Annotated in this window: 21 protein-coding genes; 10 read left to right on the forward strand and 11 right to left on the reverse strand. The window is 60.1% G+C overall.

Annotated elements, in window-relative coordinates; translation table 11 throughout:
* The first annotated feature begins 112 nt into the window (after positions 1-112).
* Together tcuA and tcuB are read left to right on the forward strand one after the other, a co-directional pair.
* On the forward strand, positions 113-1,567 hold the full coding sequence (tcuA, locus tag MKK04_RS11025) for an FAD-dependent tricarballylate dehydrogenase TcuA (protein WP_207830259.1): 1,455 nt from the start codon (positions 113-115) through the stop codon (positions 1,565-1,567).
* Positions 1,548-2,729 carry a tricarballylate utilization 4Fe-4S protein TcuB gene (gene tcuB / locus MKK04_RS11030; protein WP_241106582.1) on the forward strand — a complete coding sequence of 394 codons (1,182 nt, stop codon included), beginning with the start codon at positions 1,548-1,550 and terminating at the stop codon, positions 2,727-2,729. Before tcuA ends, tcuB begins: the two co-directional genes overlap by 20 nt.
* 60 nt (positions 2,730-2,789) lie before the next feature.
* Here the strand turns inward: tcuB and MKK04_RS11035 are convergent, their stop codons facing one another.
* The gene (locus MKK04_RS11035; protein WP_016714082.1) at positions 2,790-3,683 is read right to left on the reverse strand and encodes a LysR family transcriptional regulator; all 894 of its coding nucleotides are present in this window, start codon (positions 3,681-3,683) and stop codon (positions 2,790-2,792) included.
* 147 nt (positions 3,684-3,830) lie between these two features.
* On the opposite strand from MKK04_RS11035, the gene MKK04_RS11040 reads away from it, so the two are divergent.
* The 4 genes from MKK04_RS11040 (at position 3,831) to MKK04_RS11055 (ending at position 9,037) form a co-directional block, all read left to right on the forward strand.
* Positions 3,831-4,910, forward strand: a complete 1,080-nt coding sequence (locus MKK04_RS11040) for a 4-oxalomesaconate tautomerase (RefSeq protein ID WP_082888347.1) — start codon at positions 3,831-3,833, stop codon at positions 4,908-4,910.
* Positions 4,911-4,983: 73 nt separating this feature from the next.
* Complete coding sequence (gene dctA, locus MKK04_RS11045) at positions 4,984-6,297, forward strand: C4-dicarboxylate transporter DctA (RefSeq protein WP_207830256.1); 1,314 nt, start codon at positions 4,984-4,986, stop codon at positions 6,295-6,297.
* 123 nt (positions 6,298-6,420) lie between these two features.
* Complete coding sequence (locus MKK04_RS11050) at positions 6,421-7,725, forward strand: CitMHS family transporter (protein ID WP_241106583.1); 1,305 nt, start codon at positions 6,421-6,423, stop codon at positions 7,723-7,725.
* A 58-nt stretch (positions 7,726-7,783) separates the two neighbouring features.
* Positions 7,784-9,037 (forward strand): OprD family porin, encoded by a 1,254-nt coding sequence (locus tag MKK04_RS11055; RefSeq protein ID WP_241106584.1) that lies wholly within the window; start codon positions 7,784-7,786, stop codon positions 9,035-9,037.
* A gap of 62 nt (positions 9,038-9,099) precedes the next feature.
* Here the strand turns inward: MKK04_RS11055 and MKK04_RS11060 are convergent, their stop codons facing one another.
* From MKK04_RS11060 to MKK04_RS11070, 3 genes are all read right to left on the reverse strand, one after another.
* On the reverse strand, positions 9,100-9,999 hold the full coding sequence (locus MKK04_RS11060) for a DMT family transporter (RefSeq protein WP_063913521.1): 900 nt from the start codon (positions 9,997-9,999) through the stop codon (positions 9,100-9,102).
* 23 nt (positions 10,000-10,022) lie between these two features.
* Entirely contained in the window at positions 10,023-11,534 is a 1,512-nt protein-coding gene (locus tag MKK04_RS11065; protein WP_241106585.1) for a sensor domain-containing diguanylate cyclase, read from the reverse strand.
* Positions 11,535-11,705: 171 nt separating this feature from the next.
* A complete protein-coding gene (locus MKK04_RS11070) occupies positions 11,706-12,806 on the reverse strand; it encodes an SDR family oxidoreductase (RefSeq protein WP_241106586.1) in 1,101 nt (366 codons plus the stop codon).
* A 73-nt stretch (positions 12,807-12,879) separates the two neighbouring features.
* On the opposite strand from MKK04_RS11070, the gene MKK04_RS11075 reads away from it, so the two are divergent.
* On the forward strand, positions 12,880-13,269 hold the full coding sequence (locus MKK04_RS11075; protein ID WP_207830246.1) for a MerR family transcriptional regulator: 390 nt from the start codon (positions 12,880-12,882) through the stop codon (positions 13,267-13,269).
* Between the two features lie 195 nt (positions 13,270-13,464).
* Here MKK04_RS11075 and MKK04_RS11080 read toward each other — a convergent pair whose 3' ends face one another.
* The 7 genes from MKK04_RS11080 to MKK04_RS11105 form a co-directional block, all read right to left on the reverse strand.
* The gene (locus tag MKK04_RS11080) at positions 13,465-13,785 is read right to left on the reverse strand and encodes a DUF2933 domain-containing protein (RefSeq protein WP_241106587.1); all 321 of its coding nucleotides are present in this window, start codon (positions 13,783-13,785) and stop codon (positions 13,465-13,467) included.
* 152 nt (positions 13,786-13,937) lie between these two features.
* Positions 13,938-14,156 carry a hypothetical protein gene (locus MKK04_RS11085; RefSeq protein WP_207830241.1) on the reverse strand — a complete coding sequence of 73 codons (219 nt, stop codon included), beginning with the start codon at positions 14,154-14,156 and terminating at the stop codon, positions 13,938-13,940.
* A complete protein-coding gene (locus MKK04_RS11090) occupies positions 14,153-16,336 on the reverse strand; it encodes a heavy metal translocating P-type ATPase (RefSeq protein ID WP_241106588.1) in 2,184 nt (727 codons plus the stop codon). Before MKK04_RS11090 ends, MKK04_RS11085 begins: the two co-directional genes overlap by 4 nt.
* A 25-nt stretch (positions 16,337-16,361) precedes the next feature.
* Positions 16,362-16,514 carry a hypothetical protein gene (locus tag MKK04_RS26540; protein ID WP_325176033.1) on the reverse strand — a complete coding sequence of 51 codons (153 nt, stop codon included), beginning with the start codon at positions 16,512-16,514 and terminating at the stop codon, positions 16,362-16,364.
* Positions 16,515-16,632: 118 nt separating this feature from the next.
* Complete coding sequence (locus MKK04_RS11095; protein ID WP_241106589.1) at positions 16,633-17,319, reverse strand: methyltransferase family protein; 687 nt, start codon at positions 17,317-17,319, stop codon at positions 16,633-16,635.
* Between the two features lie 107 nt (positions 17,320-17,426).
* A complete protein-coding gene (locus MKK04_RS11100) occupies positions 17,427-17,861 on the reverse strand; it encodes a hypothetical protein (RefSeq protein WP_207830233.1) in 435 nt (144 codons plus the stop codon).
* Between the two features lie 107 nt (positions 17,862-17,968).
* Positions 17,969-18,364 (reverse strand): hypothetical protein, encoded by a 396-nt coding sequence (locus tag MKK04_RS11105; RefSeq protein WP_207830231.1) that lies wholly within the window; start codon positions 18,362-18,364, stop codon positions 17,969-17,971.
* Positions 18,365-18,676: 312 nt separating this feature from the next.
* Between MKK04_RS11105 and MKK04_RS11110 the strand changes: the two genes are divergently transcribed.
* From MKK04_RS11110 to MKK04_RS11120, 3 genes are all read left to right on the forward strand, one after another.
* Positions 18,677-19,201 (forward strand): RNA polymerase sigma factor, encoded by a 525-nt coding sequence (locus MKK04_RS11110; protein WP_207830230.1) that lies wholly within the window; start codon positions 18,677-18,679, stop codon positions 19,199-19,201.
* The gene (locus MKK04_RS11115; RefSeq protein ID WP_207830228.1) at positions 19,198-20,034 is read left to right on the forward strand and encodes a FecR family protein; all 837 of its coding nucleotides are present in this window, start codon (positions 19,198-19,200) and stop codon (positions 20,032-20,034) included. The genes MKK04_RS11110 and MKK04_RS11115 overlap by 4 nt, the downstream gene beginning before the upstream one ends.
* Positions 20,035-20,112: 78 nt before the next feature.
* Positions 20,113-22,551 (forward strand): TonB-dependent siderophore receptor, encoded by a 2,439-nt coding sequence (locus MKK04_RS11120; protein WP_241106590.1) that lies wholly within the window; start codon positions 20,113-20,115, stop codon positions 22,549-22,551.
* Positions 22,552-22,569 lie beyond the last annotated feature (18 nt).

The following is a 22,569-nucleotide window of genomic DNA, read 5'->3' on the forward strand; positions in this document are numbered from 1 at the left end:
AAAACTGAATGCCTCCCCCCGACGATCGCGTTTCGCACCCTCCGGGCACTCATTAAAGTCCGTGGCCACGAGGAGCACCCGAACATTCGGCTCTTCGTGACCTGGAGGCGAAATGATCGATGTGCTAGTCATCGGAGGGGGCAATGCCGCCCTCTGTGCCGCGCTGATGGCGCGAGAGGCCGGAGCCAGCGTGCTGCTGCTCGAGGCCGCGCCCCGCGCCTGGCGTGGTGGTAATTCACAACACACACGTAACCTGCGCTGCATGCATGATGGCCCGCAGGACGTGCTGGTCGAGGCTTACCCGGAGGAAGAGTTCTGGCAGGACTTGCTGAAGGTCACCGGTGGCCAGACTGACGAAAAGCTCGCGCGTCTGGTGATTCGCGCGTCCTCCAGCTGCCGCGGGTGGATGCGCCGCCATGGTGTGCATTTCCAGCCCTCGTTGTCGGGTGCGCTGCACACCGCACGGACCAATGCCTTCTTCATGGGCGGCGGCAAGGCGCTGGTCAATGCCTACTTTCGCAGCGCCGAAAACCTCGGGGTGCAGATCCGCTACGACACGCCTGTAGCCGACATCGAACTGCAGGACGGACGCTTCGTTGCGGCCCATGTGCCGGCGCGTGAGGTTCAGGGGCGGCAACTGCCCGCCGAGCGCATCGAGGCACGCACCTGTGTGCTTGCCGCCGGCGGTTTCGAGTCCAACCGCCAGTGGCTGCGCGAGGCCTGGGGGCAGAACGCGCGAGGGGAGTGGCCTTCAGACAATTTCCTGATCCGCGGTACGCGTTTCAATGACGGGGTCTTGTTGCGCCGCATGATCGAACAGGGCGCCGACACGATTGGCGACCCGACCCAGGCGCACATGGTGGCGATCGATGCTCGCGCTCCGCTGTACGACGGCGGCATCTGCACGCGCATCGATTGTGTGTCGCTGGGCGTGGTGGTCAACCGCGACGGCCAGCGCTTCTATGACGAAGGCGAGGACTTCTGGCCCAAGCGCTATGCCATCTGGGGGCGTCTCGTGGCCCATCAGCCCGGGCAGGTGGGGTTCTCGATCATCGACCAGAAAGCGCTCGGTCGCTTCATGCCGCCGGTTTTCCCCGGTGCCACCGCCGACAGCCTGGAGGCGCTGGCCGGCCTGCTCGGTTTGCCTGTGCAGGCCTTCCTCGAAACCGTACATGCCTACAACCAGGCCTGCCAGGTGGGCACTTTCGACCACACCCGGCTGGATGACTGTCACACCGTGGGCCTGGAGCCGGTGAAAAGCCACTGGGCGCGCCCGATCGATACACCGCCTTACTACGGTTACCCACTGCGTCCTGGCGTGACTTTCACCTATCTGGGGTTGCGCACCGATGAAACTGCCGCGGTCCATTTCGACAGACGTCCCAGTCCGAACCTGTTCGTTGCCGGCGAGATGATGGCGGGCAACGTACTGGGCAAGGGCTACACCGCAGGTGTCGGCATGTCCATCGGCACCGCCTTCGGCCGTATCGCCGGGACCAGCGCCGCTGCGGCGGCAGGTTACGAACATCCAGAAAAAGAGAATCGCCATGACCGTGCAACTGCCTGAACCACGCCAGCCTGATGCCGCCCGGCCGGCCCTCGCACTGATCCCGGTGTTGAACCTGGAGGAGCGGGAAGTGGACCGGCAAATGCGGATCTGCAACGCCTGCCGATACTGCGAAGGCTTCTGCGCAGTATTCCCGGCCATGACCCGCAGGCTGGAGTTCGGCAAGGCCGACATCCATTACCTGGCCAACCTGTGCCACAACTGCGGCGCTTGCCTGCACGCCTGCCAGTACGCCCAACCCCACGAGTTTGCCGTCAACGTGCCCCAGGCAATGGCCAAGGTGCGCGGGCAGACTTACGCCGAGTACGCCTGGCCGGCCCTCTTCGGACGGCTGTATCGGCACAACGGCACCTATGTCGCCACTGCATTGGCCCTCGCCTTGTCGCTGTTCTTGCTGCTGACCTTGTACGTCAACGGCACGCTGCTGCCCGGGCGGTTGGCGGGGAACTTCTATGCGGTCTTCCCGCACAACGCTCTGGCGCTGATGTTCGGTAGTGTCTTTGCCGCTGCAGGTGTGGCCCTGGCGGTGGCGGTACGACGTTTCTGGCGCTCGGTCTCGCCTGCCGAGGCGCTGGCGCAACCGGCCAAAGGGGCAGTGTTCGAGGCATCAAGCGCAGCGTTGACCCTGAAATACCTGGACGGCGGACACGGCCAAGGTTGCAACAATGCCGATGATCGCTACACGCTCTGGCGCCGGCGCTTCCATCACTTCACCTTCTACGGTTTCATGTTGTGCTTTGCCGCCACGGTGGTCGCCACCGGGTATCACTACCTGCTGGGCCAGCAGGCGCCGTACCCGCTGCTGAGTGCACCGGTGTTGCTCGGAACACTCGGCGGCATTGGCTTGATCGTCGGGCCGGCCGGGCTGTTGGCGCTGAACCTGCGCAGGGCGCCGGAGCAGGGCGATGTTGCCCAGCGGCCCATGGACCGGGCGTTCATCCTGCTTCTGCTGCTGGTCAGCGCCACGGGCCTTGCGTTGCTGGGCCTGCGTGATACCGCAGCGATGGCGATCCTGCTGGCGATCCATTTGGGCACTGTGATGGCGCTATTCGTCACGCTGCCCTATGGCAAGTTCGCTCATGGCCTGTTCCGCAGCGCGGCACTGCTGAAGTTCGCGATCGAGAAACGCCGGCCCAACGCCCTGGGGCTGGGAGGAGAGTGAACCATGGACGCCGCCGGTTTTTCCCCTGTGCCGCACCGCGCGAACCGCAAGGCGTTTCGCTTATCGGTTGGGCCACTTGTCCAGCAGGATCGACACGAACTTCTCCGCTGCTGGCGACAGCGACGCCCCGCGGCGATAGACCAACCCCAGGGTGCGGGTGACCTGGGGTTCGATCAGCGGCACGCTGACCAGCGTCGGGTGGTCGGCGTTGGGCATGGCCAGGCTGGGCATGGCCGACACGCCCAGCCCGGCCTCGACCATGCCCAGCGAGGTGGACAGGTGCTGAACCTCATAGAACCACTTGGGCCGCAGATTGAGCCCGGACAGGGCATGGTCCAGCAGCATCCGGTTGCCGCTCAGTCGGCCTACGCCGATCAGGCGGTAGTCGGCCAGTTCTGTCCAGGTGACGGCTTCGCGGTTCGCCAGCTTGTGGTCCCTGCGGCAGGCCAGCACGAAATGCTCCTGTACCAGGGAGACGAATTCGATGTCCGGGTGCTGGCCGCTCATCATGTTGATGCCGAAATCGGCCTCACCCCGCAGCACGGCTTCGAGCCCGTCGTTGGCGCTGAGGTCCAGCAGACGAATGCGGATCTTCGGGTATTGCTCGTTGTAGTCGCGGATCACCGACGGCAGGAAATAGAACGCCGCGGTCGGGATGCAGGCGAGGGTGACCTGGCCGGTCTGTCGTTCGGCGAGTTCGCGAATGCTCAGGATCGAGTCCTCGAAGTCATCCAGCAGGCGCCTGGCCTTGGGCAGGAAGTCACGCCCGACGCTGGTCAGGCTGACGCGACGGGTGGTGCGTTCCAGCAACGACGTGCCCAAGCCTTCCTCGAGCTTCTTGATCCGTCGGCTCAAGGCAGGCTGGGACAGGTGCAGCGCTTCTGCGGCTTCGTGGAAGCTACCGAGTTCGGCGATTTTCACGAAAGATCGTATGTCTTGCAGCTCATATTCCATCTCGGTTCGCTCTTGGCATTGGGCTCTTTATTGATGCTCAAATCGGAACAATGACTACGATATTTGCATTGGATTGATTTATCCATCCCTGTCAATCTTTTGTCCACAGCATCAATGATGTCCATTGATCAACAAGAGTGCGAAATCATGCAACGAATTCCTTGCGTACTCATGCGCGGCGGCACCTCCAAGGGCCCCTTTTTCCATGCATGGGACCTTCCTGCCAATGTGGTCGAACGCGACGAATTGCTGATCAACCTGATGGGTTCCGGGCATGAACTGGAAATCGACGGTATCGGTGGCGGTAGCCCGCAAACCAGCAAGGTAGCGATTGTCAGCCCCTCGCTGCATGCCGACGCCGATGTCGACTACCTGTTCGTGCAGGTCATGGTCGCCCAGCGCCGGGTCGATACCGCGCCCAACTGCGGCAACATGCTGTGCGCCGTTGGCCCGTTCGCCATCGAACAAGGCCTGGTCAAAGGCCAGGACGGCAAGACACTGGTGCGTATTCGCAACCTCAACACCGGTACTTTCGTCAATTCGCTGGTGGAAACCCCCGGCGGCATCGTGCGCTACGAAGGCCGTACGGCGATCGATGGCGTACCGGGCACTGCCGCCCCGGTGCACCTGACCTTCCTCGATGCGGTCGGCAGCAAGACCGGCAAGCTGTTCCCGACTGGCAAGGCCAAGGATGTGATCGATGGCGTATCGGTCACCTGCATCGACATGGCCATGCCGATGATGGTGATTGAAGCCAGCCAGCTGGGTGTCACCGGCTCGGAAACCCCGGCCGAACTCGACGCCAACGTCGGTCTGCTCGAGCGCCTCGAGGCGTTGCGCCTGAAGGCCGGCAAGGCCATGGGCCTGGGCGATGTCAGCGGTATGGTCATCCCGAAGCCGGTGCTGGTGTCCAAGCCCCGCTATGACGGCACGTTGCAGGTTCGCTACTTCATGCCGCACAACTGCCACCGCGCCCTGGCCATCACCGGCGCGATAGGGTTGGCGACTGCCTGCGTCAGCCCCGGTACGGTCATCGGCGAACTGCTGGGCGAGGGCGCCGAGCAACTGGCCGAGGTACGCCTGGAACACCCAAGTGGCGGTATCGATGTCGCGCTGTCACGCAGCGGTGCCGATGGCAAGACGATTCAGGCCTCGGTGGTGCGAACTGCCCGGCGGCTGTTCTCAGGCTTCGTTTACGCCCCTACATTCCGCAGGTTGGCGGGGTAAGCCCAGGCGGTAGCCCAGACCTGTACATTCGCAACAAGCGCATCCGCACAATTTGAACAATGGGTGATGCCTCATGAGACTTGCCAAATCGCTGTACTTCCAGATCCTCTGCGCCGTCCTGCTGGGCGTGGTGGTCGGTCACTTCTGGGCGCAACAGGCCGTTGCGCTCAAGCCTCTGGGTGATGCGTTCATCAAGCTGATCAAGATGATGATCGCGCCCGTGGTCTTCTGCACCATCGTCACCGGTATCGCCGGCATGACCGACAAGCGCTCCCTGGGGCGTTTGATGAGCAAGACCTTGCTGCTGTTCCTGGTACTGACCGTCGTCAGCCTCATGATCGGCCTGGCAGCGGTATACCTGTTCCGCCCGGGCGTCGGCATGAACATCGACCCGGCCACGCTCAGCACCGAGGGGCTCGGCCAGTACGCCGCGTCTGCGGCGAAGCTCAGCGTGGTCGACTTCTTCATGCACATCATTCCCGACACGTTCATCGGGGCGTTCAGCAAGGGTGAAGTGTTGCCGGTGCTGTTCATCGCGGTGCTCAGCGGTTTTGCCCTGTCGTCCATGGGCGAGAAGGGCAAGCCGGTACTCGATGTGCTGGAGTCCGCCTCGACCATGGTGTTCCGCATTTTCGGCTACCTGATGCGCTTCGCCCCGGTCGGTGCCTTCGGTGCGCTGGCCTTCACCGTCGGGCAGTACGGCGTGACGTCCCTGGGCGCCCTGGCCAAGCTGGTCGGTACGCTCTACATCGCCTGTGCGTTTTTCGTGCTCGTGGTGCTTGGCGGCATCTGCCGTGCCCATGGCTTCAGCCTGTGGAAGCTGCTGCGCTATTTCCGCGAGGAGTTCCTGGTGGTGCTCGGCACATCGTCCACCGAGCCTGTACTGCCACGCATGCTGGAAAAACTGGAAAAGCTGGGCTGCAAGAAAGGTGTGGTCGGGCTGGTGCTGCCAACCGGCTACTCCTTCAACCTCGACGGTACTGCCATCTACCTGTCGCTGGCGGCGGTGTTCATCGCTCAAGCCTGCAACATTGATCTGAGCCTCGGCCAGACGGTGACGATGCTGGCGATCATGCTGTTGTCGTCAAAAGGCGCCGCGGGTGTGACCGGTAGCGGTTTCGTTGCGCTGGCCTCGACCTTGACCGTCATTCACGACATCCCGCTTGCAGGGCTTGCCTTGCTGATCGGCATCGATCGCTTCATGTCCGAGGCGCGTGCCCTGACCAGCCTGGCCAGCAACGCCGTGGCCACCGTGGTCATCTCACTGTCTGAGAATGCCTGTGAACGGGAAACCTTGCTGCGCCGCCTGAACGGCACCCCGGCTGCACCGGACGTGGCGGACACTGTGCCGGCCGACTGGTCTGCCGAGCCTAGGCATCACGGCTGAAAGCCTCTTCTACCTCCCATTGTTGACTTAGAATCCCACTCAGCATCCCAGCGATGTCGAGTGGGGTAGGGGGCCGTCTGCCTTGGCGATGGCCGCAATAGAATAAAAACAAGAGATAAGACCATGCTCGCACTCCTGGGCCTGATCATGGTGGTGACCTTCACCTACCTGATCATGAGCAAACGCCTGTCACCGATCGTTGCGCTTACCGTAGTACCCGTTGTCTTTGCAGTGATCGGTGGCTTCGCCCCCGAACTGGGCAAGATGATGCTCGATGGCTTGAAAATGGTGGCGCCTTCGGCGGCCCTGTTGCTGTTCGCCATCCTGTTCTTCGGCCTGATGATCGATGCCGGCCTGTTCGACCCGTTGATCCGCAAGATCCTCAAGCGCGTCAATGGTGACCCGATCAAGATCGCCATCGGTACTGCGCTGCTGTCCCTGCTGGTGGCGCTCGATGGTGACGGCACCACCACCTACATGATTACCTGCGCGGCCATGCTGCCACTGTACAAGCGCATTGGCATGAACCCGATGATACTGGCAACGGTGTCCATGCTGTCGCTGAGCATCATGAGTGGCATGAGCCCCTGGGGTGGGCCGGCCACCCGGGCCATTGCCGCGCTCGGGCTGGATGCGACCGAGTATTTCATTCCGCTGCTGCCGACCGTGATCGGCGGTGCGGCCTGGGTGGTGTTCACCGCCTACCTGCTGGGCCGCGCCGAGCGCCGACGCATCGGCAACATCGCCCTGGAGTCCGGTGGCGGCAACTGCTACATCAAGGAAATCCTCGGTGATAACCCGCACAAGCGCCCACGGCTGGCGTATGTGAACCTGGTGCTGGTGATTGCCGTGATGACGGCTCTGGTGATGGGGGTCATGCACGCGGCACTGTTGTTCATGATCGGTTTCGTCGCGGCGCTGATGATCAACTACCCGCAGCTGGATCTGCAGAAGGAGCGCATCCTCGCCCATTCGGGCAACGCCATGACCGTGGTGCTGCTGGTGTTCGCCGCAGGCATCTTCGCGGGGATCTTCTCTGGCACCAAGATGGTCGATGCCTTGGCGCAGACCCTGGTCGACTGGATTCCCGACGCGTGGAGCCACTGGTTCCCGCTGGTGGTGGCGCTGACCAGCATGCCGCTGACCTTCGTGCTGTCCAACGACGCCTATTACTTTGGCGTGGTGCCGATCCTTGCCAACGCCGCGGCCGCCTATGGCATCGACCCGGTTGAAATCGCCCGCGCCTCGGTGCTGGGGCAGCCGGTGCACCTGATGAGCCCGTTGGTGGCCTCGACCTTGCTGCTGGTGGGCATGGTCGATCGTGACATCGGCGACTTCCAGAAGGCCACCGTGAAATGGGCGGTGCTGACATCGCTGGTCATCACCGCGCTGGCCTTGGTCACGGGGGCCTTGTCCTTCTTCGTCTGATCTGCATGGGGCGCCGCTGGCGCCCACCTCATCCAAGAACAACAACAGAGTACCGAACATGTCCCGAACTGTTTTCCGTGGGGCCACCTGTGGCCTGCTCTGCGGCTGGCTGCCTGTGGCCGGCGCTGCCGGATTCATCGACGACGGCAAGCTCAAATTGCAGCTGCGCAACGTTTACTTCAACGAAAACTTCCGCGACGAACAAGGCATGAGCGCCCGCGCTGCTGCAACTGCCAAGAGTGAGCGGGTGGAGTGGGCACAGGGCTTTTTGCTGGACTACCAATCGGGGTTCACTCAAGGCCCGCTGGGCCTGGGGCTCGATGCCCTGGGGCTTGTAGGCGTACGGCTTGATTCGGGCCGCGGCCGCAGCGGTACCGGCTTGCTGCCGGTGCATGACGATGGCCGTGCGGCTGACGAGTTCGCCAGTGCCGGGGTGACGGCCAAGGCGCGACTGGGGCAGACCGTGGTCAAGCATGGCACCTTGCTGCCCAAGACGCCGGTGCTGGTCTACAACGATGCGCGGTTGTTGCCGCAGACCTACCAAGGCACGCAGCTGACCAGTACCGATGTCGATGGCCTGATCTTGACTGCCGGCCACCTGGACCGCTTCAAGCAGCGGGATTCCTCCGACAGTACGGGCCTGTTCCTGGATGGCTACAGCGGCGGGGAGTCTGGCGACTTCAACTTTGCCGGTGCCGACTATGCCGTCAGCAAGCAGCTGCGCTTGAGCTACTTCCACGGCCAGCTCGAACACTTCTACCGCCAGGACTATGTCGGCCTGGCCCATGACCTGCCGTTGGCCGGCGGGGTGTTCACCACCGACCTGCGCTATTTCAAGAGCCGCGACAGCGGAGCCGCTCACGGTGGCGAGATCGACAATGACATGTTCAGCGGGCAGCTGTCCTACACACACACCGGGCACACGGTCGGTGCCGGTTACCAGGTGCTCGACGGCGAGGCCGGGCTGCCGTACATCAGCGGTGCGACGGTCTACTCGTTCAGCAACGTGGGTATCGGCAAATTCATCGAGGAGGAAGAGAAAACCTGGATGGCGAGCTATGCCTACAACTTTGCAGCAGCCGGTGTCCCCGGGCTCACGTTCATGGCGCGCTACCTGAGCGGCGACAACGGTCGCTCCGCTGATGCCGGGCTAAGCGAGTGGGAGCGTGACGTGGAGCTTGCCTACGTGGTGCAGTCCGGGCCGGTGAAAGGGTTGGGCGTGAAACTTCGCAACTATGTCTACCGTTCTGACTTTTCCCGAGGTCGCGACAGCAACCGGATCTACCTGACCTACGATATAGCGGTTTGGTAATGCGGCGGCGCGAGCATGCGCTCTTGGAGCGCTTGCTCGCCAGGTGCAGGCAGAAGAACGAATCACGCTCCGGACGGCTGTGGCGCTTTCTTGCCTAACCGGATCAGCTCGTTGGAGAAACACAGTCCGCTGAGAATCAACCCGGCCCCAAGGTACAAGGTGTCTCGAGGTACCTCATTGAGGATCACGAACGCCAGCAGCGCGGCAAACAGCGGTTCAGTCAGTTCCAGTGCCTGGACCTGCGATGGCTTCAGGTACTCGATGGCCTTGGTGGTACAGAAGAAGCCGAGGATGGTCGGCAACGCAGCCAGAGCCAGCAGTGCCATGACCGCCGCCAACGAAAGCTCTCCGATGATGAACCCATCGGTCGCAGCTGGCATCAGCAGGTAAAGACTGCCGAAAAACAACAGTTGGCGAGTGAAATGCAGCCCCCCGGAAACGCCCATGCGCTTCATGGCAACCGAAAATGCGCCATAACCGCAGCCTCCGATCGAAGCGAGCACTGCGCCTTGCAGCGTGAAGCCTTGTTCCAGATCGGCTCCGAAAATCACGGCTATACCGGCTATCGTCAATCCGGCGCCTACCGTCGCGTTGGCGGTGATTGGGTCCTTGAGGACTATCCGTCCCAGCAGTATCGAAGAAATGGAGGCACTCGCCATCAGGATCACCACGACACCTGCCGCGGCGTAATGGCTATAGGCTGAGGTTTCAAAGTGGAACAGCACGAAAATGCCGAGAAAGGCGCAAACAGCGGCAGGGAGCCACTTGGCCGTATGCAGGGGCCGCTTGAGGAACATGAGCAAGGCTGACAGCAGCAGGCAGCCAAGTACGGTTTTTATCAGGGCGATGCTGCTGGAGCTGAATCCACTGTTCATCAACACCTTGCTGAGTACGCCGATCGTTGCATTCAGTGCTGCGGCGCAGAGTGCAAAGAGGACGCCTTTGCCGAAATGAGATTGCATCAATACGTTCCTTGTCATTGGCTTTATACATTCGCCCCGTCGACATGCAGGCGATTGCGGCCCGCTTGCTTGGCGATATAGAGCGCCTGGTCGGCGCGTTCAATTAGCGACGGCGGGCTGTCGAGGGCTGTTCCATCGGAGCAGGCGATGCCGATACTGGCGGTTACTTGTCCGAAAGGGCTGCCTTCGTGAGGGATATGTTGCAAGGCCAGGCGCTCGAGCATCAGCCTGGCAACGACGGTTGCTCCATCGTTGTCGGTATCGGGCAGGATCACAGCCATTTCCTCACCCCCGTAGCGTGCCAGCAGGTCGCGCGGGCGGCGGATGCAGGAGGAGAGCAGGTGAGCCATCTGCTGCAGACAGGCATCGCCAGCCGGATGCCCATAGGTGTCGTTGTAGCGCTTGAAATGATCGATGTCGATCATCAGCAGAGCCAGCGTGGTCCCATCTCGATGGGCCGTGCGGATCTCCTGGGTCAGCGCCTCGTCAAAGCAGCGCCGGTTGGCAAGCCCCGTCAGCGCATCATGCATCGCTTGGCGTTCGAGCTGTTGGTTGCTCTCAAGCAACTGCTGTTGGGTCAGTCGCAGTTCGTTTTCGACCGCGCTTCGCCGGCTCATGGCTCGAATCAGCAGCCAGCCGATGGTTCCGGTCAGTGCGAGCAGCGCAGCGACCACCAGCGACGACAGCAGCGCCTCGAGCCGCCAGGCTGCAAGTGCTTCCTGCTTGCCCAGCGCGACCGTTGTCACCAAGGGTAGCTTGTCACTCTTGCGAAACGCATAGAGGCGTTCTACGCCGTCCAGGCTGGAGGTGAATGACGCGGTGCCGGCTGACTGGTCGATGAGGTACTTGGCGAAGATTGGCGACTTCGAAAAGTTGCGCCCCATGTCCTGTTCCCGAAACGGATAGCGCACCAGCATGGAACCGTTGGTAAAGGCCAGCCCGATGGCACCGTCATGGCCGACGTCCAGCTTGCCGAAAAGTTGCAGGAAGTTTTCCACGCCGAGCGTCATGGCAACAACGCCGGCGAATTCACCGCGGCCGTCGTTGAATCGCCTGCTGATGGTGATCACCCATTCCTGAGTGACGCGGCTTCGGATTGGCAAGCCGATGAAGGGGGCGCGGGACGGGTCGTCACGGTGGTGGATAAAAAAGGCCCGGTCGCTGCTGTTGGCGCCGACGGGAGTCGGACGGTTGGACGACATGAGCCAGCGCCCATCCTTGGCATAGATGGTGATGCCGCTCATTGGCGGCATCAATGGTTGCTGACGCTTGACCAGCTGACCCAGCCGTTCGATCTGTGCAGGTTCGGTGCCCTCGGTTTCCAGGCGCTCGACCAGCCCGAGCAACAGCATTGAGCTCTGCCGGACGATACCTTCCGAATAGGTGGACAGTGCCTGGGTCAGGTTCAGGCCATGGACATTGATGTCTTCCAGGGCGCGCTCGCGAGAGGCCATGACCTTCCACAGCGTTAGCGAGGCGAGAGAACAACCTATGACCGATAGCAGTAGCACAACAAGGTGGATGTCACGCTTCACGTCAATTCACACGCCTTTTTCCCTAAAGACCAAGCTCAGCGCCGACACGCTGTAACTAACCAAACGGTCAGGATGTAACTATCTGGTCCATGCCCAAAAATATAGCACCTAAATTATTGGAATGTCCGACAGAATTACGCGAGCTGAAGTTTTCCTTGAGGGCGCGAGTCGTTATCTTCCAGCCGGGTTTTCAGAAGAGCCAGCATGGTAATCAGGCAAGTAACCCTGGACGTAGCGCACGGTCTTCTCCAGCGTTCGCGCCATGTCGGGATGTGCCAGCTGATACTTTCGTTCCAATTGCTGGCTGTTACGCATGTCGAAGCGCTGTGTCTGAATGAAGTTCAATGACTCGGCGCTGATCGCGAATCGGGCCGCCAGTCCGGGAATCATCAATAGCCACTTGAGCAACCCTATCGGTACATGGCGGCGGGGGGCCTTGATCTTCAGCGTTTTTGCCAGTTGTTCGAGCATACCCTGCAAGTTCGGGGTGTGCTCATAGAGCGCCAGGACCTCCCGGTTGGCCATCGAGGGATCGAACGCCACGCAGGTCATCATCATCACCAGGTAGTCGACGCTGACCAATGGCAACCAGTGCCTGGCGGAACCGGGGATAGCCTTGAACCGGCCCAGGGCCAGATTTCGAATCAGTTCGGCCAGGGGTTGTCCTTCAGGGATGTGCCCACTCTCGCTGTGGCCACACACCGTGGCGGGATGAACGATGGAGTAGTCCGCGCCCACCTCCTGCATGAAACGGATGACCGCAAAATGGGACTCCAGCTTGCTGCCTTCGTAGCCACCGGCACGGCTGTAGACTGCGGGCCAATTGGTGTTTTCAGGGCGCTCGTTATCAACCCCGATACTCGCAAGGTGGGTAAGGTTCTGCAGCATATAGCCGCCCACCATCAGTAATCGGACGCGCTGGCTCGCCGCGAGCCTGGCGACTCTCAGCGCTCCTTGTACATTGACTGCGCGGGCCTGCTCCATTGTCAGGCCCCAGGTAAACTGCGCCGCGAGGTGGAAGACAACAGCGGCCGAAGACACGCATTGCTTGTCTGCTTCACTGAGTCCAAGTCCCTCCCTGCTGATATCGCCTTCAACTGCATGGATATAGGCAGGGTCACCGCCCAGTCGGCTTACCTGGGCTCTCAGGCGCTCGATGTTTTCGGGGTTACGCATAAGTACCCGGGTCGTGTGCCCTGTTGCAGTAAGGTGGGCCAACAAGTGTTGACCCACAAACCCACTGCCGCCTGTGACGAAGCATTCCACGCTCATGTCTGAACCCTTGTATGGATGATTGGCGCAGGCTAAGGTGTAGAGCGTACTCTACAGTCAAGGGATTTTTGCTGTGAATATTGGTGAGTTGGAGCGCCGCAGTGGAATCGGCCGCCATACAGTGCGTTATTACGAGCAACTCGGGCTAATCGTGGCCCATCGACAAGCCAACAACTACCGCAGCTATAGCGACCAGACCATTGTTGATCTGGCCTTTATCCAGAGTGCCCAGAGCGGCGGTTTTTCACTCGCCGAGATCGGCGACATCCTTGCAGCCAAGCGGGGCAATACGATCGATTGCGCGCAAGGCGCGGTCCTCGTCGCCAGCAAGATGGCCGAAATTCAAGCGAAGATCACCACGCTGCAGGCCGCCTATGTGTTTCTCGACGCGGAGCGTGCAAAGCTTGAAGCCAGCGCCATTGCCAACGGACTGACTGTTCCTCAGTTTCCTGCCCAGCTTTAAGGCCGATGGTGTCCGCGTATTTCTAAGCGGACGCGATCACCCTTATCGCCAGGATTTTCATGCGCCAACGAAGCTCTTGCCCGACACCATTCAAAGCCCAGGTCGATCCGGAATGCCTGCAACCTGGCGCAACCGTGTCCAGTGTCGCCATCAGCCATGGCATCAACGCCACCGTCAAATCCTGCGACGGTTACTTCATGCAGGGCGATCTGGATATTTCGTCTGTTTAGCGGGTAGACCATTGTGTTCCTCTTGGGTATTGCGAGCGCTGGTGTGCTGATGGCCACAGCAATTGTCATGCTCACCCCTTCCACCGTGTTCATGTCCGCCATTCCCATGTCCACGGTGCATGAAAAAGTGCATCAGTGGACAGGCCAGTAGCAGCAGGAATGGCAGATATGGAAGGACGTGAGCCCTATGCTCGGTGAACAGGAAATAGCCCGCGATGGCCAGAAAACCTAAAAAGTACCAGTTGGTGCCCCGTGCGCGGTTCTGGGGCAAGTGCTGATGGCTCATGATGGCACTCCTTGGAGGGAACGGGAGTGAGGTCGTGACGCAAGGCCACTTCCAGTTTGGCTGGCGCGATCGTAGGTGTGAGCATAGCGAGCTGGAGCATCGGTTTACGTGTCCAATGCGTCGCAAACTCAGGTAGTGAATCGCATAAGGTATCAAGGCAGATTCTTCCTTTTCAGTTGCCGTTCAACCTCGGCCATGTCCTTGTCAAATTGGCGGACGCCTCGAAAAAGTTGGACACCGACCAGGACCGGGCACAGCAGGAAAATCGCTGCTATGACAAACGATTCTTCGGTCAGTCCCAACAGGTAAAGCACGGTGGCGATGCCCACAACACTTACGAGGAGGCAGATAACAAAAATCTCGCGCTTCATGGCTTGGCCTCCTGACTTAAGCCAATATGGGCACGCTTCAGCATCGCGGAGTTGGCGATCACAGATAATGAACTGAGCGCCATCGCGGCGGCAGCGATGATGGGATTAAGCAATCCGAAGGCCGCGATTGGAATACCGATGCCGTTGTAGATGAACGCCCAGAACAGGTTCTGTTTGATCTTGACCATGGTTGCGCGTGACAGCTTGATCGCGGTGACCACGTCGCGTACATCATTCTTGAGCAAGATGATGCCGCCGGTTTCCTTGGCTACATCAGAACCTGAGCCAATAGCGATGCCGATGTCAGCGGTGGCCAGGGCAGGGGCATCGTTGACACCATCGCCGACCATTGCCACGATCTGCCCTTCGCTTTGCAATTGACGGATCACTGCGGCCTTGTCGTCCGGCAAGACCTCGGCAATCACTCGCTCGATGCCGACCTGCCGCGCGACCGCTTCGGCAGTGCGGTGGTTGTCGCCGCTCAGTAGCACGACCTTGATGCCGCTTGCCTGCAATGCTGCGACGGCTTCAACCGCTTCGGGTTTAACGGTATCGGCCACAGCAATCACCCCGACCAAACGTTCGTCGACACCGACCAGCGTGGAAGTCTTGCCATCGGCTTCCAGGCTGACGAGGTGTTTCTCGGCAGCCTCGGTCGAAATGCCTTGGCGGGAGAATAAACGCCGGTTGCCCAGCCAGATTTTTCGACTATCAATACTGCCTTCGATGCCGTGACCGGCGATCCCATTGATGCCGGTCGCTTTCGGCAGAATGATGCCGCGATGGCGGGCAGCGCGGACTATCGCTGCGCCAAGCGGATGTTCTGAACCAGACTCCACGGCGGCGGCGAGCATCATGACTTCGTTTTCCAACGCTGTGCCAAGCGGGATCACATCGGTCACGTTTGGTTCGCCTCGGGTAATAGTGCCAGTTTTGTCGAACACTACCGCACTCAGTTTTTCTGCCCGCTCTAACACCTCGCCGCCGCGGATAAGTATGCCGTTGTTGGCACCCTTGCCAACACCTACCATTAACGCGGCCGGCGTAGCCACGCCCAGTGCGCAGGGGCAGGAAATGATCAACACCGCGATAAAGGCTAATAACCCTTGTGGGAAATTCCCCGCAAGAGACCAGCCGACCAGGGCCAGCAGTGCGACCGACACCACCAACGGTACAAAGTAGCCAGTGACCTGGTCGGCCAACCGTTGGATCTGCGCCGTGCTGGTCTGTGCTTCTTCGACCATCTTGATGATCTGTGCCAGTGCGGTGTCGGCACCGATCCTGCTCGCCTTGAAAGTGAGCACACCACTGCCATTGAGCGTACCCCCGATCACCGGACTGCCTGGGTGCTTGTCAACCGGCATCGACTCACCGGTCAGCATGGACTCATCTACCGTTGACTGACCTTCACTGACATCGCCATCGGTGGGGATTTTTTCGCCAGGTTTGACGATCAGAAACTCGCCGGCCATAACGCTTTCAGCGGGCAGGTCGACTTCTTGGCCATCACGAATCACATGCGCGATCGCTGGTTTGAGATCAAGTAAGCGTCGTACTGCGGCTGAAGACTTCTTCTTGATGATTTCCTCCATGTACCTACCAAGCAGTACGAAGGCAATGATGACCGCCGACACCTCGAAATAGACGTCGCGCTCGGCAACCTTGACCGGCAGGACGTCGGGAAAGAACAACACCGCGACGCTGTAGAAATAGGCGACCGACGTGCCAAGGGCGATCAGGAAATCCATGTTGATGTTACGGGTGCGAATGGCGTTCCACGCCCCCATATAGAAACTCCAGCCACCGATGAACTGCACCGGAGTGACCAACAGGAAAAGCCAAATTCCCCACGTGAACCACGGTAGCGCCTGGATCGGCACCCAAGTCAGCAGCGTCGCACCAGCAGCCAGCGCAATGAAGGCGCCCGCACGCAGCAGCGCCAAGGCCAGTACACCTGTGAGGGCGATGGTCACGCGGGTTTTCATCGCCTTCAGTTCACTTTCTGGCGAATCGAAGGTGCGCAGGCAGGTATCGCTGCAAAAGTAATAGCGGCGCCCGCCACGTTCTCGTGACAACGCTTTGGTCTTATCTACCATCATTCCGCAGATCGGATCTTTCGCCATTTTTTCTGATGCGAGCGCCTGCGGATGCTGGCTGTGCTGCATGTGTGATTCGTTCATTGCTGCCTCCTACTCGAAGCGGCTATCAAGGCCTTCCATGGAGCTTGGCGGACCGCCAGGCGAACAAGGTGCCGACCATCGCGCCCCATACACTCAAGATCAGCAGGGGCCCGACGAAAGTCGCCACACTGTAGTCTTGCGGAACTTGAAGACGACCAAAGTCGAGCCCGTGAAACAAGGCGCCAAGAAAAGCAATACCCTGCGCAGGTCATTGCGCATAGAGCAGCGCGCAGATTGTGCAGGAGATGGTCATGGCCATGGTCATGGCCAGGAAAGTCCGGTTCTCCAGAGAGCGTTCATGACTGCCTTCCTGAGTTTGGAGGGGCGCCAGCAGGTGTGTTGGGACTGCGGGGGGATGACCAGGGCAGGAACGCCGGAGTATGTTCGCAGTAGTTGCGATAGGCATCGCCGAAGTGCGCAAGCATCTCCTGTTCTTCCTGCTTCGCCAGCTTGGCGTAGACCAACAGGAGGATTGGAAACATTATAAAGGTGATCAATGTCGGCCACTGCAAGAGAAAGCCAAACATGATCAGCACGAAGCCAACGTATTGTGGGTGACGGATCCGCGCATAGGGCCCGTCGAGCGCGAGTTGGTCAGTACTTTGAGCCTTGTAGAGCACACGCCAGGCGCTTGCCAATAACCAGAAGCCGCCTGCGATCAGCAGGTTGCTGATAATGTGGAATGGCCCCCAGTGCGGATTGACCTTCCAGCCCATGACAGTTTCGAGCAAATGCCCAGCGTCGTGTGAGAGGAAATCGATGTTTGGGAAGTTACGAGAAAGCCAGGGCATCAACAGGTAGATGGTCAGCGGGAACCCGTACATTTCGGTAAATAGAGCTACCAGGAACGCCGAGAACATGCCAAAAGAGCGCCAATCGCGGCGCGTCTTGGGCCGTGTGAAGCTGAAGGCGAACAACACAAACACTAATGAGTTGATGATGACCAGTGACCAGAGGCCGTAGGCCGGTTCAGTATGGTTCATGGTTGGTGCTCCTCACTTGTCGGGTGTGTTTGCTGTACTCATCGTGTATGCCTTCAACAGCAAACAACAGGCGGGTGCGTTCTGGTTTAACCCGCCAACACCGGTGCTTAGTAATTTGGATCAGCTCCAGTAGATTTACTTTTCATTGGCATTTCCATCATGGACGACTGCTGTTCCATCATTTGCATCATCATGTCCATCATCTCGTTGCCTCCGCCTTCCTTAGCTCCAGACATGCCCATACAACCCATTGCACGATGCTCCTTGCTCATCATGGCCATGCTGTCCTTCATCGCCTTCATGCCCTCTTGCATGGCCGCTTGGCGCTCGGCGGGAGTTTTTGCCGCCGCTGCTTTGTCATGCGCAGCCTGCATTTTCTGCATTTGATCGGTCATGGCTTTGGTGATGGCCGTCGCCGCTGGCGCTGTGCTCTGGGTTGAGTCGCCTGGTGCGTCAACCGGGTGATGTGCATCCTCGGCAGAGGCTATGCACGCGCTGCCAGCCAGGAGGGCAGCCACAACGAATTTGGAATGCGTTTGCATGATGAACTCCAGGGAATGTGAGGGATAAGCAGGAATAGCTGAGTCCCGAAAAATCCGCACTCAACAAGATAGAGCGGCCGGTACCCGGCCACTCTGAAGCAGGGGGGTTAATCGTTGGAACGAACGAAAATCAGGCGGGCTGGGCGGTCCGGCGGCGCGGGGCGTTTCAGTGCAAGAGAGGCGAAGGAGGATTTCTTGTCGGGGTTAAGCCCTGTCACTACTGCCGCAGTCAGCAGCAAGAGGACGGCCCAATGGATGGGGTCTGATGCAGGAGTTTGCAATGCAGGCTTTATTGCCGTGGTGGCTTCCTCACAGCTCTGAAGGCAACCACTGGCGTGGAGAGCATGACCATCCACCACATACTGCTCGGCATGGTGGGGCGCGGCTAAATTGTGATCCGGTTGCACCAAGCACCCTTGGATTGCCATCACGGCCATAGCCAACACCCACACCACGAGGGTGAGATGCAACAGGCTTCGACGGTGACGGCGGAACCAGTACATGGAGCATTCCCTCGACTTATCACGTCGTATTGATTTTCAGTCTAGGCAGGAAGGCAATGAAGCATTTGATAAAAATCAAACTACTCGATGAAGTGATTTTCGAGGTCGAGGCTTGCCTTGAAGCGTCCCTGGTTATTGGCTGAGTTCTGCATTGGCATCGACACCCTGCAGCTGCGCCAAACATGCCTTCCAATTACCTCTTGCACCCACTCGAGCAGGCAACAGCTGGGTAGAGGAGGGTGTTTATTCGCAACTATTTCTCATTTACACTTGCATCTTGTTTTCGGGGCCTACCTCTTTTCAGGATGCATTGTGTCGCTCGATCCCGCCAAACCGACGCTGCTGTCTACATTGGTACGTCACTATGACGACCTGGTGGACCACATTCGCCGACGCTTCGGCGACAGAAGCATGGCGCGCGATGTAGTGCATGACGTGTGCGTGCAGTTGCTTGAGCGCGGTGAGAAAGAAAACGTTCGGACCCCGCTGGCGTTGCTACGAAAAATCTCCAACGACACCGCCGTGAGTCGCTACCGTAGTGATCGCCGCCGAGGCGCCTGGGTAGAGGCAGTTTCCGAGCTTCCGGAGGTAGCCTGCCCGGCAGCCACGCCGATGAGCCAGTACGACAGCGAGCGCGAGTTTCAACTGCTCGTGAGCGCTATCGCAGACCTCCCACCTCGCTGCCAGGCCGTTTTTGTCATGCATAAGGTTCACGAAATTCCCCAGGCAGAGGTAGCCGCTCGCCTCGGTATTTCCATCAAGACAGTCGAAAAGCACCTACGCCTGGGGTTGGCGGCGTGCAGGCAACGGCTTGGCCGCGATGAGGTGCAACCATGACGAAGCAGCCCGAACAGGCGCCACTGGACGAGGCTCTTGGGCGACACCGTGAAGAGCTCAAGCACCTGTTCCCCCTGCCGCCGTCCAGGCCAGCGCCCGCCAAAGCGGTAAAGTCAGCAGGTATCACGCTAGCGGTTGCGATCGCCTTTGGCGCCCTTGCCTGGCTGAACCCCGCCTATAAGAGTGAGGGTTTCGCTACCGCCATTGGTGAGCGGCGCGCTGTGCTGCTGAGCGATGGAAGCAAACTGCTGCTCGACAGTGGTACGCACGTCGATATCAGATGGCGCCTGCTCAGCCGCGAAGTCGACCTGCGCGCTGGGCAGGCCCTCTTCGATGTGTCCTCGGCCGTGTACCGCCCCTTCGTAGTGTCTGCTGGCCTGGCGAAAGTCGAGGTGCTCGGTACGCTGTTCAATGTTCGCCGCCTGGATAACGAGGCGGTGCGTGTGACCCTGGCCCGTGGGCGCGTGGATGTCGCCGTGGCAGCTGCGGCGCAAGCGCCTGTCACCCTCAGGCCAGGGCAACAGGTCGACTCGATTGGCGGGCAACTGATGCCAGTGGCGAAGGTCGACGCCTTGAAGGCGATGGCCTGGAAAGATGATCGCATCGTATTCGAGCAGACGCCGCTGGATGAAGCGGTGTCGTTGCTGCGTCACTATCGCAAGGCATCCATTGAGCTGAGCGACCCAAGCTTGGCTGCACTCAAGGTGACAGGGGTCTTCGAGGCGCACAATGTCGACCTGCTGCTGGATCTGTTACCGAGCATCCTGCCCGTCGCCGTGTTGAAACAAGAGGATGGCAGCGTGCGAATTCAACCTAAATCGACAAGAAAATAATTCTCAAGCGCAGGTAGGGTTTCTCGATTCCCTTGGCGGCTATTGAAAAAAGCCCACCCAGAAAAAGGAACTCGAGAAGTGCATTTTCCCCTCCGCAGTCGCCAACTACGCCTGTCATTGCTTGCCAGTAGCCTGCTCATCGCAATGTCGGCCCAGGGCCGGGAACGGGTGAACGTGGATCTCCCTGCCGCGCCGCTGGGGGAGGCCATCAACGCCCTTGCACAGCAGTCTTCGGTACAGATCATCTTTGCCAGCGATCTCGGTGCAGGCCGAAACGCGCCCGCGGTGAAGGGGCGGTTCACACCTGAGGAGGCACTTCAAACGCTGCTCAAGGACAGTGGCTTGCAAGTACAGGCCAAGGATGAGCGCACCTTCGTCATCATCGCGCAAGGCACCCCTGCACCCAGTCCGGAGACCCAAAGCGTACCCGTGGAAATGGCGCAGATGGAAATCACGGCCTCGCGCACCAGCAGTAGCCTGGTGTCCGCGACGCGGCAGTCCACCGTTCTCGAGCATGAACAACTGCAGGAGCTGCGCCAGGGTTCAGAGAGCCTGGCCACGGTACTGGCCAAGGCGATTCCGGGCATGTCCGACTCCAGCCGCACCATCACCGAGTATGGCCAGACCCTGCGCGGGCGCAGCATGTTGGTCATGGTTGACGGGGTGCCGCTCAATACCAACCGCGACTCTTCGCGCAACCTGGCCAACATCGACCCGGCGCTGATCGAGCGGGTCGAAGTCATCCGTGGCAGCAGCGCCATTTACGGCAGCGGCGCCACGGGGGGCATCATCTCCATCACTACACGACCTGCTGGCGGTGAAAGCCGTGCCGAAACCAGCCTGAGCGCCACCTCGCCACTTACCCGCCTGGGCAGCGATGGCCTGGGGGGCCAGTTCCAGCAGTATTTTGCAGGCTCTCAGGGCGCGGTGGACTACTCGTTCGACTTCGGTACCCGCCACATCGGTGCCTCGTACGATGCGCACGGCGACCGGATCGCTCCGGAGCCCAGTCAAGGCGACCTGTTCGATTCGAACATCTACAACATTGGCGGCAAGCTGGGGCTGCACATCGACGAGAACCAGCGAATCCAGCTTGCCGTCAGCCACTACGATGCGCGCCAGGACACCGACTACGCTACAGACCCAAGCGTCGCGAAACTCCCCGCAGGCTCGGTGCCGGCCAATGCGATCAAGGGCCTGGATCTCGACGAACAGAACCGCATTCGCAACACACTGCTGAATCTGGAGTACGAGAATCTCGACATTCTCGGCAGCCGGCTTTCTGCCCAGATGTACTACCGGGACTACTTCACCCGCTTCACGCCGTTCGACGCCCGGGCCGTTGCCACACGCGGCGGCAACGTGGACCAGATCATGCAGAAAAGCGAAGTGTTCGGCAGCCGCCTGACCCTGCGCACACCACTTGGCGACAGCGGCAGTACCGAGCTGGTTTGGGGTGGCGACTATAACCAGGAGCGCAGCGACATGCCGCTGGATGTCTTCGACCCAGCGGCTTATGACGCCAGTGGCGGCCTGGTCTTCGACAAGACCGGCAAGCTCACCTACATGCCCCCGCTCAAGACCCGAAGCGCCGGTGCGTTCGCGCAGCTTCAGCATCGCTTCGATGAGCACTGGTCGGTCGACGGTGGCCTGCGCTACGAATACTCCACCGCCGAATTCGATGACTTCGTTCCTTTGTCCGAATCCAGGGCTGCCTCCCCTGTGGCGGTGAAGGGTGGCGACATTCACTACGATGCGGTGCTGTCGAACCTTGGCATTGTCTATTCGCCGGTACTCGGCCAGGAAATCTACGCCTCCTTCAGCCAGGGCTTCCAGTTGCCCGACGTGGGCATTCAGTTGCGAAATGCGCGCCGTGGTTTCGACCTGGGGGCCTCGAACCTGGAACCGGTCAAAACCAACAACTATGAGATTGGCTGGCGAGGTGAGCTGGGCAGCAACACCCTGGGCACCCTGGCCCTGTTCTACACCACCTCCAAACTGGGGGACGTGCAAAGTTTCAACAACGGCCTGATTCTGACCCGCACCAAGGAGCGCATCTACGGTGCTGAAGCCAGTGCCGACTGGCTATCGGACGATGCGGTGTGGGGCGCAGGGGGGAGTGCGACCTGGATGCGTGGGCGAGAAAAGCCGGACGGCAAAGGCTGGCAAGACATGACCGGCTATCGCGTTCCGCCCCTGAAACTGACCGCCTACGTCCAGTACAAGCCGACCCTGGACTGGAGCAACCGCTTGCAAGCCACGTTCTTTGACGCCAAGGATTACAGGCTCGATGGTGTGGACAGCTTTGGCCGACATCAGGTGAGTACCTATACGACAGTGGACCTGGTCAGCCAGTACCAGATCACCGCTGATGACAAGGTGAGCGTCGGCATCCAGAACCTGTTCAACCGCGACTACTACCCGCTATACAGCCAATTGCTGCGTAATAACAACAACACCAGCCACTTGCCGGCACCGGGCACTGTGTTGACTGCCAGCTATACGCATGATTGGTAAGGTTGTAAAAGATCGCCG

The sequence above is a fragment of the Pseudomonas sp. LS.1a genome (assembly GCF_022533585.1).
Lineage (GTDB): Bacteria > Pseudomonadota > Gammaproteobacteria > Pseudomonadales > Pseudomonadaceae > Aquipseudomonas.

Coding starts and splice junctions, on each gene's coding strand:
- tcuA (WP_207830259.1), top strand. CDS start 113: ATGATCGATGTGCTAGTCATCGGAGGGGGCAATGCCGCCCTCTGTGCC.
- tcuB (WP_241106582.1), top strand. CDS start 1,548: ATGACCGTGCAACTGCCTGAACCACGCCAGCCTGATGCCGCCCGGCCG.
- MKK04_RS11035 (WP_016714082.1), bottom strand. CDS start 3,683: ATGGAATATGAGCTGCAAGACATACGATCTTTCGTGAAAATCGCCGAA.
- MKK04_RS11040 (WP_082888347.1), top strand. CDS start 3,831: ATGCAACGAATTCCTTGCGTACTCATGCGCGGCGGCACCTCCAAGGGC.
- dctA (WP_207830256.1), top strand. CDS start 4,984: ATGAGACTTGCCAAATCGCTGTACTTCCAGATCCTCTGCGCCGTCCTG.
- MKK04_RS11050 (WP_241106583.1), top strand. CDS start 6,421: ATGCTCGCACTCCTGGGCCTGATCATGGTGGTGACCTTCACCTACCTG.
- MKK04_RS11055 (WP_241106584.1), top strand. CDS start 7,784: ATGTCCCGAACTGTTTTCCGTGGGGCCACCTGTGGCCTGCTCTGCGGC.
- MKK04_RS11060 (WP_063913521.1), bottom strand. CDS start 9,999: ATGCAATCTCATTTCGGCAAAGGCGTCCTCTTTGCACTCTGCGCCGCA.
- MKK04_RS11070 (WP_241106586.1), bottom strand. CDS start 12,806: ATGAGCGTGGAATGCTTCGTCACAGGCGGCAGTGGGTTTGTGGGTCAA.
- MKK04_RS11080 (WP_241106587.1), bottom strand. CDS start 13,785: ATGAGCCATCAGCACTTGCCCCAGAACCGCGCACGGGGCACCAACTGG.
- MKK04_RS11085 (WP_207830241.1), bottom strand. CDS start 14,156: ATGAAGCGCGAGATTTTTGTTATCTGCCTCCTCGTAAGTGTTGTGGGC.
- MKK04_RS11090 (WP_241106588.1), bottom strand. CDS start 16,336: ATGAACGAATCACACATGCAGCACAGCCAGCATCCGCAGGCGCTCGCA.
- MKK04_RS11095 (WP_241106589.1), bottom strand. CDS start 17,319: ATGAACCATACTGAACCGGCCTACGGCCTCTGGTCACTGGTCATCATC.
- MKK04_RS11100 (WP_207830233.1), bottom strand. CDS start 17,861: ATGCAAACGCATTCCAAATTCGTTGTGGCTGCCCTCCTGGCTGGCAGC.
- MKK04_RS11105 (WP_207830231.1), bottom strand. CDS start 18,364: ATGTACTGGTTCCGCCGTCACCGTCGAAGCCTGTTGCATCTCACCCTC.
- MKK04_RS11115 (WP_207830228.1), top strand. CDS start 19,198: ATGACGAAGCAGCCCGAACAGGCGCCACTGGACGAGGCTCTTGGGCGA.